At 70.1% G+C, this 13,062-nt stretch carries 17 protein-coding genes; 8 read left to right on the plus strand and 9 right to left on the minus strand.

Features of this window, described 5'->3' with window-relative positions:
* Nucleotides 1-25: 25 nt before the first annotated feature.
* Nucleotides 26-1,225 (minus strand): MFS transporter, encoded by a 1,200-nt coding sequence (locus AC1MEQ_RS04580; protein WP_479794363.1) that lies wholly within the window; start codon nucleotides 1,223-1,225, stop codon nucleotides 26-28.
* 109 nt (nucleotides 1,226-1,334) lie between these two features.
* Here AC1MEQ_RS04580 and AC1MEQ_RS04585 point away from each other — a divergent pair, with 109 nt between their 5' ends.
* Nucleotides 1,335-1,928 carry a helix-turn-helix domain-containing protein gene (locus AC1MEQ_RS04585; RefSeq protein WP_479794365.1) on the plus strand — a complete coding sequence of 198 codons (594 nt, stop codon included), beginning with the start codon at nucleotides 1,335-1,337 and terminating at the stop codon, nucleotides 1,926-1,928.
* Between the two features lie 117 nt (nucleotides 1,929-2,045).
* Here the strand turns inward: AC1MEQ_RS04585 and AC1MEQ_RS04590 are convergent, their stop codons facing one another.
* A complete protein-coding gene (locus AC1MEQ_RS04590; RefSeq protein WP_479794366.1) occupies nucleotides 2,046-2,426 on the minus strand; it encodes an endonuclease/exonuclease/phosphatase family protein in 381 nt (126 codons plus the stop codon).
* A gap of 86 nt (nucleotides 2,427-2,512) precedes the next feature.
* On the opposite strand from AC1MEQ_RS04590, the gene AC1MEQ_RS04595 reads away from it, so the two are divergent.
* Nucleotides 2,513-3,595, plus strand: a complete 1,083-nt coding sequence (locus tag AC1MEQ_RS04595) for a sensor histidine kinase (protein WP_479794368.1) — start codon at nucleotides 2,513-2,515, stop codon at nucleotides 3,593-3,595.
* Entirely contained in the window at nucleotides 3,592-4,260 is a 669-nt protein-coding gene (locus tag AC1MEQ_RS04600; protein ID WP_479794370.1) for a response regulator, read from the plus strand. Before AC1MEQ_RS04595 ends, AC1MEQ_RS04600 begins: the two co-directional genes overlap by 4 nt.
* Here the strand turns inward: AC1MEQ_RS04600 and AC1MEQ_RS04605 are convergent.
* Nucleotides 4,221-5,420, minus strand: a complete 1,200-nt coding sequence (locus AC1MEQ_RS04605) for a hypothetical protein (protein ID WP_479794371.1) — start codon at nucleotides 5,418-5,420, stop codon at nucleotides 4,221-4,223. The genes AC1MEQ_RS04600 and AC1MEQ_RS04605 overlap by 40 nt on opposite strands.
* A gap of 357 nt (nucleotides 5,421-5,777) precedes the next feature.
* Between AC1MEQ_RS04605 and AC1MEQ_RS04610 the strand changes: the two genes are divergently transcribed.
* From AC1MEQ_RS04610 to AC1MEQ_RS04630, 5 genes are all read left to right on the plus strand, one after another.
* Nucleotides 5,778-5,924, plus strand: coding sequence for a hypothetical protein (locus tag AC1MEQ_RS04610; protein ID WP_479794373.1), 147 nt, complete (start codon nucleotides 5,778-5,780; stop codon nucleotides 5,922-5,924).
* 83 nt (nucleotides 5,925-6,007) lie between these two features.
* Nucleotides 6,008-6,661, plus strand: coding sequence for an HhH-GDP family DNA glycosylase (locus AC1MEQ_RS04615; protein ID WP_479794375.1), 654 nt, complete (start codon nucleotides 6,008-6,010; stop codon nucleotides 6,659-6,661).
* An 81-nt stretch (nucleotides 6,662-6,742) separates the two neighbouring features.
* A complete protein-coding gene (locus AC1MEQ_RS04620; RefSeq protein WP_479794376.1) occupies nucleotides 6,743-6,997 on the plus strand; it encodes a FitA-like ribbon-helix-helix domain-containing protein in 255 nt (84 codons plus the stop codon).
* Complete coding sequence (locus tag AC1MEQ_RS04625; RefSeq protein ID WP_479794378.1) at nucleotides 6,997-7,386, plus strand: type II toxin-antitoxin system VapC family toxin; 390 nt, start codon at nucleotides 6,997-6,999, stop codon at nucleotides 7,384-7,386. Before AC1MEQ_RS04620 ends, AC1MEQ_RS04625 begins: the two co-directional genes overlap by 1 nt.
* A gap of 52 nt (nucleotides 7,387-7,438) precedes the next feature.
* Nucleotides 7,439-8,836 carry a dihydrolipoyl dehydrogenase family protein gene (locus AC1MEQ_RS04630; protein ID WP_479794380.1) on the plus strand — a complete coding sequence of 466 codons (1,398 nt, stop codon included), beginning with the start codon at nucleotides 7,439-7,441 and terminating at the stop codon, nucleotides 8,834-8,836.
* A gap of 21 nt (nucleotides 8,837-8,857) precedes the next feature.
* Here the strand turns inward: AC1MEQ_RS04630 and AC1MEQ_RS04635 are convergent, their stop codons facing one another.
* From AC1MEQ_RS04635 to AC1MEQ_RS04660, 6 genes are all read right to left on the minus strand, one after another.
* Complete coding sequence (locus AC1MEQ_RS04635; protein ID WP_479794382.1) at nucleotides 8,858-10,294, minus strand: plasmid pRiA4b ORF-3 family protein; 1,437 nt, start codon at nucleotides 10,292-10,294, stop codon at nucleotides 8,858-8,860.
* Between the two features lie 142 nt (nucleotides 10,295-10,436).
* Complete coding sequence (locus AC1MEQ_RS04640; RefSeq protein ID WP_479794383.1) at nucleotides 10,437-10,874, minus strand: PIN domain-containing protein; 438 nt, start codon at nucleotides 10,872-10,874, stop codon at nucleotides 10,437-10,439.
* A complete protein-coding gene (locus tag AC1MEQ_RS04645) occupies nucleotides 10,871-11,110 on the minus strand; it encodes an AbrB/MazE/SpoVT family DNA-binding domain-containing protein (RefSeq protein WP_479794385.1) in 240 nt (79 codons plus the stop codon). The genes AC1MEQ_RS04640 and AC1MEQ_RS04645 overlap by 4 nt, the downstream gene beginning before the upstream one ends.
* Nucleotides 11,111-11,183: 73 nt before the next feature.
* Nucleotides 11,184-11,858, minus strand: a complete 675-nt coding sequence (locus AC1MEQ_RS04650; protein WP_479794387.1) for an alpha-ketoglutarate-dependent dioxygenase AlkB family protein — start codon at nucleotides 11,856-11,858, stop codon at nucleotides 11,184-11,186.
* Nucleotides 11,855-12,466 carry a methylated-DNA--[protein]-cysteine S-methyltransferase gene (locus tag AC1MEQ_RS04655; protein ID WP_479794389.1) on the minus strand — a complete coding sequence of 204 codons (612 nt, stop codon included), beginning with the start codon at nucleotides 12,464-12,466 and terminating at the stop codon, nucleotides 11,855-11,857. The genes AC1MEQ_RS04650 and AC1MEQ_RS04655 overlap by 4 nt, the downstream gene beginning before the upstream one ends.
* The gene (locus AC1MEQ_RS04660) at nucleotides 12,463-13,008 is read right to left on the minus strand and encodes an RNA polymerase sigma factor (RefSeq protein ID WP_479794391.1); all 546 of its coding nucleotides are present in this window, start codon (nucleotides 13,006-13,008) and stop codon (nucleotides 12,463-12,465) included. Before AC1MEQ_RS04660 ends, AC1MEQ_RS04655 begins: the two co-directional genes overlap by 4 nt.
* Nucleotides 13,009-13,062 lie beyond the last annotated feature (54 nt).

Here is a 13,062-nt window from a genome sequence, read left to right on the forward strand (position 1 = left end):
GTCGCTTCCCGCGGGGAAGGTTCCTTCAAGCGGCCTTGGTGTAGCCGGCGGCCACGAGCTCGTCCTCGGTGTCCGGTGCGCCGGGCTGTCCACGCCGGGCCAACAGGGCGACCACGCAGGTGATCACGGCGACGGCGGTGGCACCGGCCATCGCGATCTGGGTTCCCGGGCCGTCGATGATGGCCCCGGCGACGGCCGAGCCCAGGGCAACCCCGATCAGCTGCGCCGTCGTCGTCCAGCCGAAGGCCTCGGCCACGTCGGCGGCCGGAACCCCGGAGGAGGTCATCTGGGTCAGCGCGGCGATCACCGGGGCCACGCCGAGGCCGGCCAGGAAGACGGTCACGGTGAGCCACCAGAAGCCGGTGCCCATGCTGGCCAACGCCAGTCCGAGCGAGACGACGACCATGCGCCGTGCCGTGCTCCAGCGGCCGATGCGCTTGCGTCCCAGGTAGAGGCCGGCGGCCAGCGAGCCGACGCAGAAGATCCCGAGGATGATGCCGGCCTGTGCTCCCCCGTGGCCGAACGTGGCCACGATGGAGGCCTCGACCATGGCGATGCAGGCACAGATGAGGAAGCCGATGACCGCTGCCAGGCGCAGGGCCGGCGAGCGCAGCACCGAGCCGAGGCGGCCGGTCGGCGGGACGGCGACCGCGCGGGCGATCTGCTCGGTCGTGATGAACCAGATGCCGCCGCCGATGAGGAACGCCGCGGCCATGATGATGCCCAGTGAGGAGTTGATCGACAGCGAGACGAACGTCGTCAGCACGGGCCCGAGGATCCAGATGACCTCCTGTAGCGAGGCATCGAAGGAGAACAGGGCACCGCGCGCACCGGGGTTGACCAGCGACGGGTAGATCGACCGGGCGGCCTGCTGCACCGGTGGGGTGCTCAGCCCGCAGACGAGCGCGATTCCGGCGTAGGCGGCCACCGACAACCCGGGCAGGGCCAGGGTGAGGATCGAGACGCCGGAGAGCACGAGCGTGGCCAGCAGCACCCGGTGCATGCCGAAGCGTCCGAAGATGCGGCTGCTCAGCGGTCCGGCGATGGCCTGGCCGATGGCCAGTGCCGCGAGGACCAGGCCGGCGGCCGTGTAGGAGTCGTGGACGCGCTCGACGTGGATCAGCGCAGCCAGCGACAGCATCCCCGCGGGGAAGCGTGCGACCAGTTGCGAGACCACGACGCGGAGCACGCCGGGGGCACGGAAAAGATCACGGTAGGAGGTCATGCATCCATCGTAACGAATAGTGCACAATATTGCACTATGCAGTGCATCACCATACGGCGGCGGGGCATGCCCGGGTAGGATGGCCTTCGACGAACGGAAGGAAACCCCCGTGACCGGACACCAGGACATTGCGGCGCTGATCGGCCAGCGCATCCGCGCCCGCCGTACCTCCCGCCAGTGGTCCCTCGACGAGGTGGCCACCCGCTCGGGCGTCAGCCGGCGCACGCTGGTGGCGATCGAGCAGGGGCAGGCGAACCCCTCGATCGCGGTACTCTCCGGCATCTCCGACGCCCTCGGCATCGCGTTCGCCGCGCTCGTCGGCGCGGGGGCAACCGAGGCGCTGCAGGTTCGCCGTGCCGGTGAAGGCCCCGTGCTCTGGGAAGGGGACGGCGGCGGCACGGCCCACCTCGCCGGAAGCCTGGGCGGCAGCAACGTGGCCGAACTGTGGGAGTGGCGCATGTCCGCCGGGGAAGTCCACCACAGCGCCGCACATCCCCCCGGCACACGGGAACTGCTCTCGGTGCACTCGGGCAAGGTCACGCTCGGCGTGCAGGAATCCAGCGTCGTGCTGGCCGCCGGGGACTCGGCCTCCCACGCCGGGGATGTGGAGCACAGCTACGCCAACGATGGCCGTTCCGCCGCCGTCTTCTCCGTGGTGGTGCACTACCCCGCCGCCGCCGGCCTCGAACCGACGGGGCATTAAGCAGGTAACCATGCATGTCGGCTACCCACCGTCTCAGCGCGCATCGAGTACGGCGACGATGGGGCGGTGGTCGGTTCCTCCGGGGGAGGTCGGGACGACCTGTACGCTGCGGGCCGTTTATCCCTTCCCGACAAACACGTGATCGATCGGCGACACCATCCAGGCAGGGAGATCGGCTGGCCAGGTTCGCACGGAATCGGCGTGGGCCTGGAGCGCCGCATCGTGGCAATGGCCGACCAGCGACCCGCCATCTGTCCCAAGCCCCGAGGGGTGGTCAACTGTTGCGTTGAGGTCTCCGGCGACGATCACCTCCGGCGCATCGCACTGGTCGGCGATCCACCTCAGGCCGCCCTTCCACTCGCCGAAGGGCTCGAAGAGCGGAGGAGACGGATGCGCAGCGACGATGGCCGGCCCGCTTCGGTCTGCCGGCCGCCACACGGCACTGGGGACCAGCAGGGTCGCGAGCAGGCCGACATGGCGGAGCGGGCGTTGGGGCATCCATCGAATTCAACCCGGTGCCCGGGCAGATGGCCAATGACGGCCGGGGACGGGCCTTTTGGCGGCCGGATGGGCAGAATGGGACCATGATCTTCCGCTGGGGCGTCGAGGCCTGCAGGACCATGTTGTATTTGGTGCTCGGTGGCGCACTGCTGGTGCCCCTGGTCGCCGCATGGCTGTTGCTGATTTGGCCGATCGATTCCTTCGACGGCATGGCCGCACTGTGGCTGGTCAGCATCCCGTTCGCCTTTGCCCTGGCGCTCTTCCCATTCGTACGCAACATCGAGGCGCTCGTGGCCCGTGAACTGATCGGGATCGCCCACGCCGATACCGCCGAAACCACCGGCCTATACATCCTCTCCGGCGTGCATCTGGTCATCGGCGCCACCTACAGCGCCACGTTGCTGTTCGCGACGATGCCGCTGATCTACTTCCTGGGTGCCGGGGAACGGCTGGTCGCCGGGCCGCTGCCCTTGCGCCTGGCCTATGCCGTCCTGGTCGCCGTGCTCTGGCTCGCCGGCACGTGGGCGCTCGGGCGATGCATCGTCGCGGGAGCCAGACGGCTGCTGCGACCGGATCGGCAACGGGCCCTGGAGGCGCTGCGTCGACGCGACGCCCTGGCCCGGGACCTTCACGATTCACTGGGCCATTCCCTCAGCGTCATCTCCGTCCAGGCCATGGCCGCCCAGGCCCGCATGCACTCCGGCGGCGTGGACCACGCGGTGTCCGGTGCCCTCGATGAACTGGCAGCGTCGGCCCGGGCGGCGCAGGACGAGCTCGACCAGACCCTGGGCATCCTGGCCGATCTGGACGCCTCCGATGGCCGCGACCTCGCCTCCTTGGACCAGCTGGTGGCCGGGCTGGACGTTCAGCTGATGGCCGGCGACGTGCGGGGCGTCCCGGCACAGCAGTCGCGCGTGGCCTACCGGATCTTGCAGGAGGGGCTGACCAACGCCCTGAAGCACGGCTCCGGGGGCATCGCGATCCGACTGGCCACCGGCCCGGAGCTGCTGCTGCGTCTGGTCAATGACTACGATCCGGAATCCCGGCGCCCGGGCACCGGCAGCGGAGTGGCCACCATGGCCCGGCGTGCGGGGATGCTCGGCGGAACCCTGGACTCCAGCGGTGCCGACGGGGTCTGGACGTTGGAGGCGAGGTGGCCGCGATGAGCAACGGGCCCACGCCGGGCGCCGGCATCCGGGTCCTGCTGGTCGACGACGACGCCGCCATCCGGACCGGGTGGCGGACCATCCTGGACGCCGCCGTGGGGATCACCGTGGTCGCCGAGGCAGCCCATGGCCAGGAGGCGATCGAGCGGGCCGCGGGCATCGACGTCGTGCTCATGGATATTCGCATGCCCGTGCTCGACGGGCTCGAGGCCACCCGGGTGCTCACCCGGGCCCGGCCGGCGGTGCGCACCATCGTGGTGACGACGTTCGAATCCGATGCCGCCGTGTGGTCGGCGATGCGTGCCGGGGCCGCGGGGTTCGTGCTCAAACGCTCACCGGCCGCCGAGCTGCTGGAGGCGATCCGGATCGTGCATGCCAGCGACAGCCTGCTGTTCCCGGCGGCGCTGGGTCGGATCGCGGCCCAGCACAGCAGGCCACCGGCGATCGCGCATGCTGCAGGGCTCACCCCGCGCGAGGACGAGGTCCTGCGGCGGCTGGCCCGCGGGCGTTCCAACGCCGAGATCGCCGGGGACCTGGGCGTGGGCGCGGAGACCGTGAAGACACATGTGGGGAACCTGCTCGACAAGCTCGGTGCCCGGGACCGCACCCACGCCGTGGTGCTGGCCTACGAACTCGGGTACGTGTTCCCCGGCGCCGGTACCTGAACCGGGCGCCCGTCCCCGCCGGCGTCCAGCACCCCGGCGCGGTGTCCGGCGTAACCCCACACGGCCAGACCCAGCATCGGGCCCCAGTACCAGAGCGGGAACACCACGACCATCAGGGCAGCCTCGACCGGGCCCTGCTCGACCCCCAGGCCCAGTTGGAGGAACGGCACGGCCTCCAGAGTCAGCATGGTGGCGACCAGCCCGCCGGGCAGGACCGCTGCCAGGGGCGGGACCTCGCGCCCGGCCAGGCCGGGGATCCAGCGCGGGAAGACCTCGCCCCAACCGCTGACCAACCCCAGGGTGAGCACGATCCCGGCCCAGGCACCGAGTGAGAGCAGCAGTCCCCACACGCGGATGGCCACATCACCGCCCGGGTCGCCCAGCTGCGGCCACGGCGTCAGCCACGTTAGGCGGACCAGCGCATAGGGAAGGGGTCCGAGCGCCGCCAGATACGTCAGCGTGCGGCGGTGCGCGGTCACCCAACGGGTTCCCGCCGCCTGTGGCCGGTGTCCCGCAGCGGCGGAGACGAGTGCCAGGATCCAACTGGCTTGCAGCGCTGCCCCGGCGACGAGCAACAGCAGGAGCCCGTCGGACTGGCCGAGGAACGCCACGCCGACGGTCTTCACGACGCCGGAGGCGACGGCAGCGCCGTCGAACATCCACAGTGCAGCGGCTCCGGCCACGACGGCGATTCCCCACGGGATGCGGGCGCGCGGGTATTTCACAAACACCAGCACGACGCCTCCCACCACGGCCAGTGGGGCGATGAAGGCCAGCGTGTAGCCGAGCGCGGCGAGCATGCTGGGGCTGAGCAGGACGACGACGGCGGCCACCGCCAGCCCGAGTGCCACCGGTGCCGGGACTCCCCGGACCGCGGGACCTCGCCGGCCCGATCTTGCCAGGGCCACTCCCGCGACGGCGGCGGAGACCACTGCCAGTCCGGCGACCAGCAGGTGTGCCGTGGCCCCGCCGATGAGCGGTTGGATGAGCAGGGGTGGGCTGTCCGGGCCGTTCGGCCCGAATGGTGAGCGGTCCGGGGCCACCGTCCACCACAGGGATGCGGCGGCCAGGAGCAGGGACGCCGCCAGCGCGGCGATCACCGCCGGACGGTGCAGTGGGGTGCGGGTGGTCGATCTCGAGTTCTTCGTTGTCGTATCCATGGAACCAGCGTCCGCCGACCGGAGCGCCCGCACCTCCCCCGCGCGGGGGAATGCTTCGGACTCATCGCGCGTGAAGTCGCGCGCCCCACCGTCGGCCAGGTCCTCGATCGTGCCGCCCGACGTGCGGAACAGGACCCTGGCCCAACCCCCGGAGTACTCGCGGACGGCCAACGCGAACGTAACGAGCGCCTGGCTTAGCGGAGAGGCTGATGATCGTGGTGGACGGCTCGGCTCTCACCGATGCGTTGCTCGCCGTGCCGGGCCCCGACGCCCTGCGCTCATTCCTGGCCACCGAGGAACTCCACGCCCCGTCAGTGATCGGCGTCGAGGTGGTCTCAGCGCTGCGGGGGCTGACCCTTGGCGGAGTCATCACTGCGACGCGGGCACAGGATCCGCTCACCGATCTGCAAGACCTTCCCCTCCACCGCTGGCCGTCCTCTGCTCACCCGCGATGCCCGGCTCAGCCGCTCCAGTGGACACCACGTGCGCATCGACCTGCTCTAGGCGCACCGCGCGTGCCCTTGTACGCCCACTGCAGGGATGTTTAGCTGGCCCTGTCGATCCAGGCAAGGGAGGGAAACGGAGCCATGGTGGCCGGAACAGAACAACGCATCGTCGCCACACTGCTGGAACGGCACGGCCAGACCTATGCCGAGGAGGCCGGCATCACGCTGAAGGACAAGCCCTCCCCGCTCTACGAACTGCTGGTCCTCAGCACGTTGCTTTCTGCGCGCATCAGTTCCCACGTGGCGGTGAACGCAGCCCGGGAACTGTTCGCCGCCGGCATGAAGACGCCGCAGCACCTGCGCGAGGCCACCTGGCAACAGCGGGTGGACGCGCTGGGCCGCGGACACTACCGGCGCTATGACGAACGCACCGCCACCATGCTCGGCGACGGTGCCGACTTGCTGATCAACGAGCACCATTCCGACCTGCGCACCCTGCACACCGACGGGACGACCGAGAAGCAACTGCGCGAAGCGCTGCAGGAATTCCCCGGCATCGGCCCCACCGGTGCGACGATCTTCCTGCGCGAGGTCCAGGACACCTGGTCGCTGCCCGAGCCGGTGGCGGACCAGAAGGTGCTCGACGGCGCCGGGAAATTGGGGCTGCCCACCGATGCCGGGAAGCTCTTCGCGCTCGCCCCCGAGGGCCAGCGCTCCCGGCTGGCCGCCGCCTGCGTACGCGCCGCGCTGGATCAGGACGTCGTCGACGACGTCCGCGAGGCCGCCGGAGGCTGAACCCCCGCCGCCTGAACCGCCCGCCACCCCTGATGGCTTAATGGGATGCATTTTGTATTCATATGGAGGTAAAATGCCTATATGGGATCCCTCTTGCAGATCAGAAACGTCCCGGACGATGAACGTCGGGCGTTGAAGGCCCGCGCGGCCGAACAGGGGGAATCCTTGAACACTTACCTCTTGAAGCTCATTTCACGTGAGATTTCCCGGCCGACCGTCGCCCAGGTCCTTGACCGGGCCGCCCTGCGTTCGGAAAAAGGCCCCGGCCCAACTACAGACGTCCTCGCAGCCGGTCGGCGCGAACGCGACGAACAGCTTGCGCAGCGGAGAGACTAATGATCGTCGTGGACGGTTCGGCGCTCATCGATGCGCTGCTGGCCGTTCCGGGTTCCGATGCCCTGCGTGCTTTCCTGGCCACGGAGGAACTCCACGCGCCTTCATTGATCGACTACGAAGTCGTTTCCGCACTACGGGGCCTCACGTGGGGCGGTGTCATCACCGCAGCCCGGGCACAGGATCTGCTCACGGACCTGGACGACCTTCCCCTGCATCGCTGGCCGTCTTCGGGCGGGCTCCGACGCAGGTCCTTCCAACTGCGGGACCACGTCTCGGCGGACGACGCCGCCTATCTGGCGTTGGCGGAAGCGCTGGGTTGTGCGCTGCTCACGCGCGATGCCCAGCTGGGCCGTTCCAGCGGGCACGGCGTCCCCATCGACCTCCTGTAGGCATCGCGCGCCAGCCCTGTTGCGCCGTCGTGCCCCGTGGCATCGTGGGGGCATGGACTCAAAATTCGATGTGATCGTGCTGGGCATGGGTCCCGGCGGGGAAGTCGCGGCCAGCCGGCTGCTCGATGCCGGACGGAAAGTCGCCGTCATCGAGCAGGAGCTGATCGGCGGCGAGTGCGGCTACTGGGCCTGCATCCCGTCCAAGACGCTGCTGCACCCGGTCCAGCTGGCAGCCGACGCCCACGGGGCCGCCGGCGTCACCGGGACCACGCTGGACTGGGCGGACGCCGCCGCCTACCGCGACACGATGATCCGCCACCTCGACGACGCCGCCCAAGTGGACGGATACCGCGAACGCGGGGCCACGGTGCTCAAGGGCGCCGGGCGCATCACCGGACGCGAAGCGGGCAGGATCCGCGTCCAGGTCGGCGACGACCAGCTCACCGCCGAACACCTCATCATCGCCACGGGCACGACGCCGGTGCTCCCCCGGGTGCCCGGGCTCGAGGACATCACGGTCTGGACCAACCGCGAGACCTACACGGTCCGGGAGCTGCCGCGCCGGGCGGTCGTGGTCGGCGGCAGCGCCGTGGGCGTGGAAACGGCGACGTTCCTCGCCGGATTCGGCGTCGAGACCACGCTGGTGCACCGCGGGGCCTCGCTGCTCTCCCGCGAGGAGCCGCGCGTCGGTGAGCTGGCCCAGCGGCATCTGGAGGCCGCCGGCGTGCGCGTCGTGCTGGGCGCCTCCGCGTCCCGGGCGCGACGCGAGGGTGCGGACAGCGTGCTGATGCTGGAGAGCACCGGGAAGGACACCGATTCGCCCGATCCCGCAGCCGTGACCGAGGTGCGCTCCGACGTCGTCGTCTTCGCCACCGGACGCACGCCGCGCACTTCCGAACTCGGCTTGGACGCCGTCGGCATCGAGCCGGACGGGCACGGGGCGATCCGGGTCGACGGCTCGTGCCGGGCCGCCGAGGGCGTCTGGGCGATCGGCGACGTCAACGGCGTCATGCCCTTCACCCATGTGGCCAAATACCAGGGGCGGATCGCCGCCGACGCCATTCTCGGCACCGCCCGCACCGCGCACTACGACGGGATCCCCCGCGTGGTCTTCGGCGTCCCGGACATCGCCTGCGTGGGACTGACCCTGGCGCAGGCCCGGAACGAGGGACTGGCCGTGGAGTCCGTGGAATTGGACGTAGCCGCGGCCCTGGCCCGCCCGTGGACGCAGGAGCGCGAACCCGAGGGTCATTTGGGCCTGCTGGCCGACACCGATCGACGGGTGCTCGTCGGCGCGTGGGCCGTGGGCCCGGAGGCCGGGGAATGGATCCACTATGCGGCACTGGCCATCCGGGCGGGCATCCGGCTGGAGGTCCTGCGCGACCAGGTTGCGCAATTCCCCACCTTCCACGAGGCCTATCTGGCGGCGCTGGACCTGTTCGAGGGCTGAGCCGCGCGTGGTCCGCCGGGCTCAGGCCTGGAGGACGGCCGCCGCAAAGTCCCGCCGCACGGCGGAGCCCAGCACCAGCTGGAGGTCCGCGAGCTGTTCGACGTTGCGGATGAACCAGGTCTGCGAGAGCGGGGCGCCGTCCGGACGCGCGTAGCCGATCATTTCCATTCCCTTCCAGACTCCGTTTTTGGCGAGGTCCTCCCCACCGGCGCTGCCGCGTGCGGTGATCAGGAGCTCCAACATGACGACGTCTCGGTTGTAGTCCGAGGTGCGGGCGGGGATGGCGCGCTGGCAGAGCCGCCGCCATACTCCCACCGGGTCGTCGGCCAGTTTTCGTCCGATCGTGGTGGCAACCAGCTTCTTGCCGTCCTTCTTGACGAGACCGGCGCCGAGAGCGCTGCGGCGCAGCATGGCGGCGATGCCCGCGGTGTTTTCGGTCTTCCCGGTCCCGTAGACGGTCAGGTGATCCGTCCAGCCCAGGTCCTCCAACACCCGGATCACCGATTTTTGGTTCAGGTTTCCGCTGGGGGTCAGGTCCAGCCCGCCGTTCCCGCACACCCGGACCAGCCACTGGTAGGGTGCCACCGCTTCCCGACCGAGCGATGGCAGGTCCGAATCCACGGGTTCGCCCAGCGGATCGATGCCCGCCCGATGCAGGACCATCCCGAATTCGTGCTGGCACCACGGGTCGAGCCCCGCGAGCCACCGGCCGGCGCGATGACGGGTCTTGATGGCGGCGTCGGTACGTTCCAGACCGCGCACGAAGCGGTCGGCGGAGCGTGGGTCCTGGATCCCGTGGGCATCGACCAGCTCGAGGATCCGCCGACACTGCTGCCCCAATGCGTAGTCGACGTTGGCCGCGGCGGCATCGAAGTCTTCCGGGTCAAAGGGGCGTCCAAACCCTTGCATGTGTTCAATCCAGGCCGGCAGGTCTTCCGGGCTGAAGTCGCCTTCGCGTCCACCGGCCCGGCCGCTCCATTGCTCGAGGAGCGCGCCCCACCCGCCAATTCCCCCGCAGTCCTCCAACGGGGCCCGGCGCTGTCCGTCGAGCACCAGCGCCTCGGGATCGTCCGTCCCGCGGGGCCGGCGGGAGACCTCCGTGATGACGTGGACCCAGCCGTCCCCGAAGTCGTATTCGTACCAGAAATTGCCGTTGCCGTAGGCCAGCGCTCCGCCGACCGTTTCGTTTGCCTCGTCGAACCCCTCGAGTCCTTCGGCGAGGCTGTCGGCGTCCAGCCACCGCCGAGGAACCAGCGACAGCGCACCCTTCCCCGGGTCGAAGGGGCTCCGGTCGGCAAATGCGTGCAGATGTGATTCAGTCCAGCCCATGGCAGCTTGCAGGACATCGTGGAAGTCCTCCAGGGGCATGGCGGCGTCAACCTCGATGCGTCGCCAGATCGCCGGCTCGGTGCCGATGAGCTCGACGGTCAGGGTCAGAACGGTCGCGTCGTTGTCCACCAGCTCATTGTGTCGCATCTGCCGCGGATCAACTTAAGGCGCGGTCAAGAATCCGCCGTTTCCCTTCGCACGCCATGCGCCTGCCGTCAGCGTTGATCCAGAAGCACGGTTTCGATCCTGGCTGGCTTCACCGCGTCGCTGTTTACTCCAGCCCCATCGGGCCGGCAACCACTTCGACGCGTGCGCCGATCGCCTCATACGTGGGCCGAGCCCGCGCATCCCTCGTGGCCAATGTGGTGCCGTGTTCACGAGCGGCCAGGGCGACCAGTCCGTCGTAGGTTGCCCCGCCCGAGACACCGCAGCGCGCGAGCTCCCGGTGAACGGCACCCGCCGCCTCATGCGGAAGCAGCAGGGGATCCGCGAAGTTGTCGTCGATCAGCAGGACCGCGTCGGCGGGGCTCACCCGGGCATCCCCCGGCAGTCTGGTCAGCACGGAGTACGTCTCTGCGAGGGCCTGCCCGCTCAATCCGAGTGCGCGCCCCGCTGCCCAGGACCTGACGCTTTCGTGGGCTTCATGCGATGCGACCAGGAGCGGGATGGCGACGCTCGTGTCGACGGCAAACCGAGGACCGACCGTCACCGCCGGTCCGCATCGATCAGCGCGAACATGACGCCATCGGTGATGACGGTCTCCGCGCGGGAGACCAGCCGCCCATCAGCCTCCCGCTCCAGCCGGGCAGTGCGTCCACCTGGCGTGATTTGCACGCCGCTGCCATAGCGCGAGACGTCCACCTTCGAACCGGGCGCCAGCCCCAAGGCGTCACGCAGGACCTTCGGCAGGAGGAGCCGGCCCCCAGAATCAATCGTTGCTTCCATGGGAATATGTTACCAACAGAGTCCCATTTTGGGGTTGGGCGCGGTCCACCGGTCGGCAACTGTCGGGCCGGGGCTACCCCAGCCCGGTCTCGCGCAACGTGATGTTGATGCGCCCGGTGTCCAGCCCGCACCCATCCGGCGCGCTGCCGGGCACCACCTTGGTAACCCCGTGGTAGGCCAGCCGGGACGCACCGCCGAAGACGAACAGGTCACCCGAGGCCAACTCGATGTCCTCGTAGGGTTTGTTGCGGTGCTCGGTGTTGCCGAAGCGGAACCGGCACGTGTCCCCGATGGACAGGGAGACGACCGGGGCGCGGGAGCGTTCGTCCCGGTCCTGGTGCATTCCCATGTGGGCGGCGCCGTCGTAGTAGTTCACCAATGCCGTGTCCGGGGTGTAGGCGTTCCCCGCCGCCGGGTCGCCGGTGGCCTCGGTGACGGCCTTGCGGCCCAGCCGGACCATCCAGTCCGGCACGTCCAGGACGCGGTTGCCGTTAACGTCGATCGCCTCGCGGGTGTATTCGTAAGGACGCCAGTGCCAGCCCAGGCAGACGGTCTTCACGCTCATCTCGTGCCCGCCGACCCTGGCCGAACGCAGCGGCACCGGGCCGTGCTCCCATTCGTGGAACCGGTGCACCAGCCACCGTTGCTGGGCCAGGTCCAGCCAGCCGGGCACCCACGTGGCGCCGGGAGCGAGCTCGCGTCGCGGACGGTGCAGCAGGTCGTCGCCGAACAGGGCCTCCCCGTTCATGCGGCTTCCTCGAGCTGCAGCAGCGTGGTCTTGGCCTCGAGCCCACCGATGTAGCCGCCGAGCCCGCCGTCGGAGCGCAGCACACGGTGGCAGGGCACGACGACGGGGAGCGGGTTGGTGGCGCAGGCGCTGCCGACCGCACGGACGGCATTCGGGTTGCCGACGGAGCCGGCGACCTCCTTGTAGGTGGCGGTGTGGCCGTAGCCGATCTGCGGCAGGTAGGCCTGGACGGCCTGCCGGAATCCCGAGGACAGCCGGTGGTCCAGCGGCAGGTCGAACGCGGTGCGGCGGTGCTCGAAGTACTCGTCGAGTTGGTGGGCGGCCCCGTCAAGCCGGGCGTCGGCGCGCAGGATCCGAGGCCCAATGCGGGCGGCCAGAGTGGCCAGCACCTGCTCGAAGCCTTCGCGCTCGTAGGCCACCCGGACCAGGCCCTGCGCGGTGGCGGCCAGCAGCAGCGGGCCGACGGGTGAATCGATGGTGCGGTAGGCGAGCTCGAGCAGGCCGGCGGTGTCGGCGCGGTCGGCCAGCGTGGCGCGCAGGGCATCGAGGTGGCGCGATTCGGCAGGCGTCGGTGCGGCGTCGGTGGCATTGGGGATGGCGGTGTTCATGGTGTGGGTCCTTCCCAGGGGGCGTCGGGTCCGTAGGTCCGGCGCAGGGTCTTCAGTCCGTCGGCGGCGGCCCGGCGGACGGCGTCCGGGGTGCCGCCGATCAGCTGGGCGGTCTCGGTATGGGCGAGCCCGCCAAGGTAGTGGTAGGCGATGGCGAGACGTTGGCGTTCGGGCAGGAGCCCGACGGCGGCCCAGAGTTCGGGTTCCCCCTCCCCCGGGTTGCGCACTGGTGAGGTGGTCCCCGAGGTGCGTTCCGCCGTCGTGCCCGGGGGCCATCCGGGATCGCCGGCGTGGCCCGCGGGGATGGCCCGGCGGGCGCGGGCACGGGTGACGTCGATGGCCTTGCGGTGGGCGACCCGGACCAGCCAGGCCTGCAGGTTGGTGTCGGGGGCGAGCGCGGGCCAGGCCTGCAGTGCCGCCAGGAACGTCTCGGACCAGGCGTCGTCGGCGTCGGGGCCGGCGCCAAGCACCGCGCGGCAGACGCGCAGCACCGTGGTGCCGTGGCGTTCCACGACGGTTTCGAATGCTGGGGTGTTCTTCATCAACCTGTAGACGCGGGGCGGGGGGCAAACGTGAGATCGCTTCCCAGTTTATTC

The organism is Arthrobacter sp. ASL1 (assembly GCF_056680475.1).

Excerpts from the sequence above, each read along its gene's own strand:
- AC1MEQ_RS04615 (WP_479794375.1), top strand. The coding sequence starts at position 6,008 with ATGGTGGCCGGAACAGAACAACGCATCGTCGCCACACTGCTGGAACGG.
- AC1MEQ_RS04600 (WP_479794370.1), top strand. The coding sequence starts at position 3,592 with ATGAGCAACGGGCCCACGCCGGGCGCCGGCATCCGGGTCCTGCTGGTC.
- AC1MEQ_RS04660 (WP_479794391.1), bottom strand. The coding sequence starts at position 13,008 with ATGAAGAACACCCCAGCATTCGAAACCGTCGTGGAACGCCACGGCACC.
- AC1MEQ_RS04595 (WP_479794368.1), top strand. The coding sequence starts at position 2,513 with ATGATCTTCCGCTGGGGCGTCGAGGCCTGCAGGACCATGTTGTATTTG.
- AC1MEQ_RS04590 (WP_479794366.1), bottom strand. The coding sequence starts at position 2,426 with ATGCCCCAACGCCCGCTCCGCCATGTCGGCCTGCTCGCGACCCTGCTG.
- AC1MEQ_RS04645 (WP_479794385.1), bottom strand. The coding sequence starts at position 11,110 with ATGGAAGCAACGATTGATTCTGGGGGCCGGCTCCTCCTGCCGAAGGTC.
- AC1MEQ_RS04580 (WP_479794363.1), bottom strand. The coding sequence starts at position 1,225 with ATGACCTCCTACCGTGATCTTTTCCGTGCCCCCGGCGTGCTCCGCGTC.
- AC1MEQ_RS04655 (WP_479794389.1), bottom strand. The coding sequence starts at position 12,466 with ATGAACACCGCCATCCCCAATGCCACCGACGCCGCACCGACGCCTGCC.
- AC1MEQ_RS04650 (WP_479794387.1), bottom strand. The coding sequence starts at position 11,858 with ATGAACGGGGAGGCCCTGTTCGGCGACGACCTGCTGCACCGTCCGCGA.
- AC1MEQ_RS04630 (WP_479794380.1), top strand. The coding sequence starts at position 7,439 with ATGGACTCAAAATTCGATGTGATCGTGCTGGGCATGGGTCCCGGCGGG.
- AC1MEQ_RS04625 (WP_479794378.1), top strand. The coding sequence starts at position 6,997 with ATGATCGTCGTGGACGGTTCGGCGCTCATCGATGCGCTGCTGGCCGTT.
- AC1MEQ_RS04620 (WP_479794376.1), top strand. The coding sequence starts at position 6,743 with ATGGGATCCCTCTTGCAGATCAGAAACGTCCCGGACGATGAACGTCGG.
- AC1MEQ_RS04605 (WP_479794371.1), bottom strand. The coding sequence starts at position 5,420 with ATGGATACGACAACGAAGAACTCGAGATCGACCACCCGCACCCCACTG.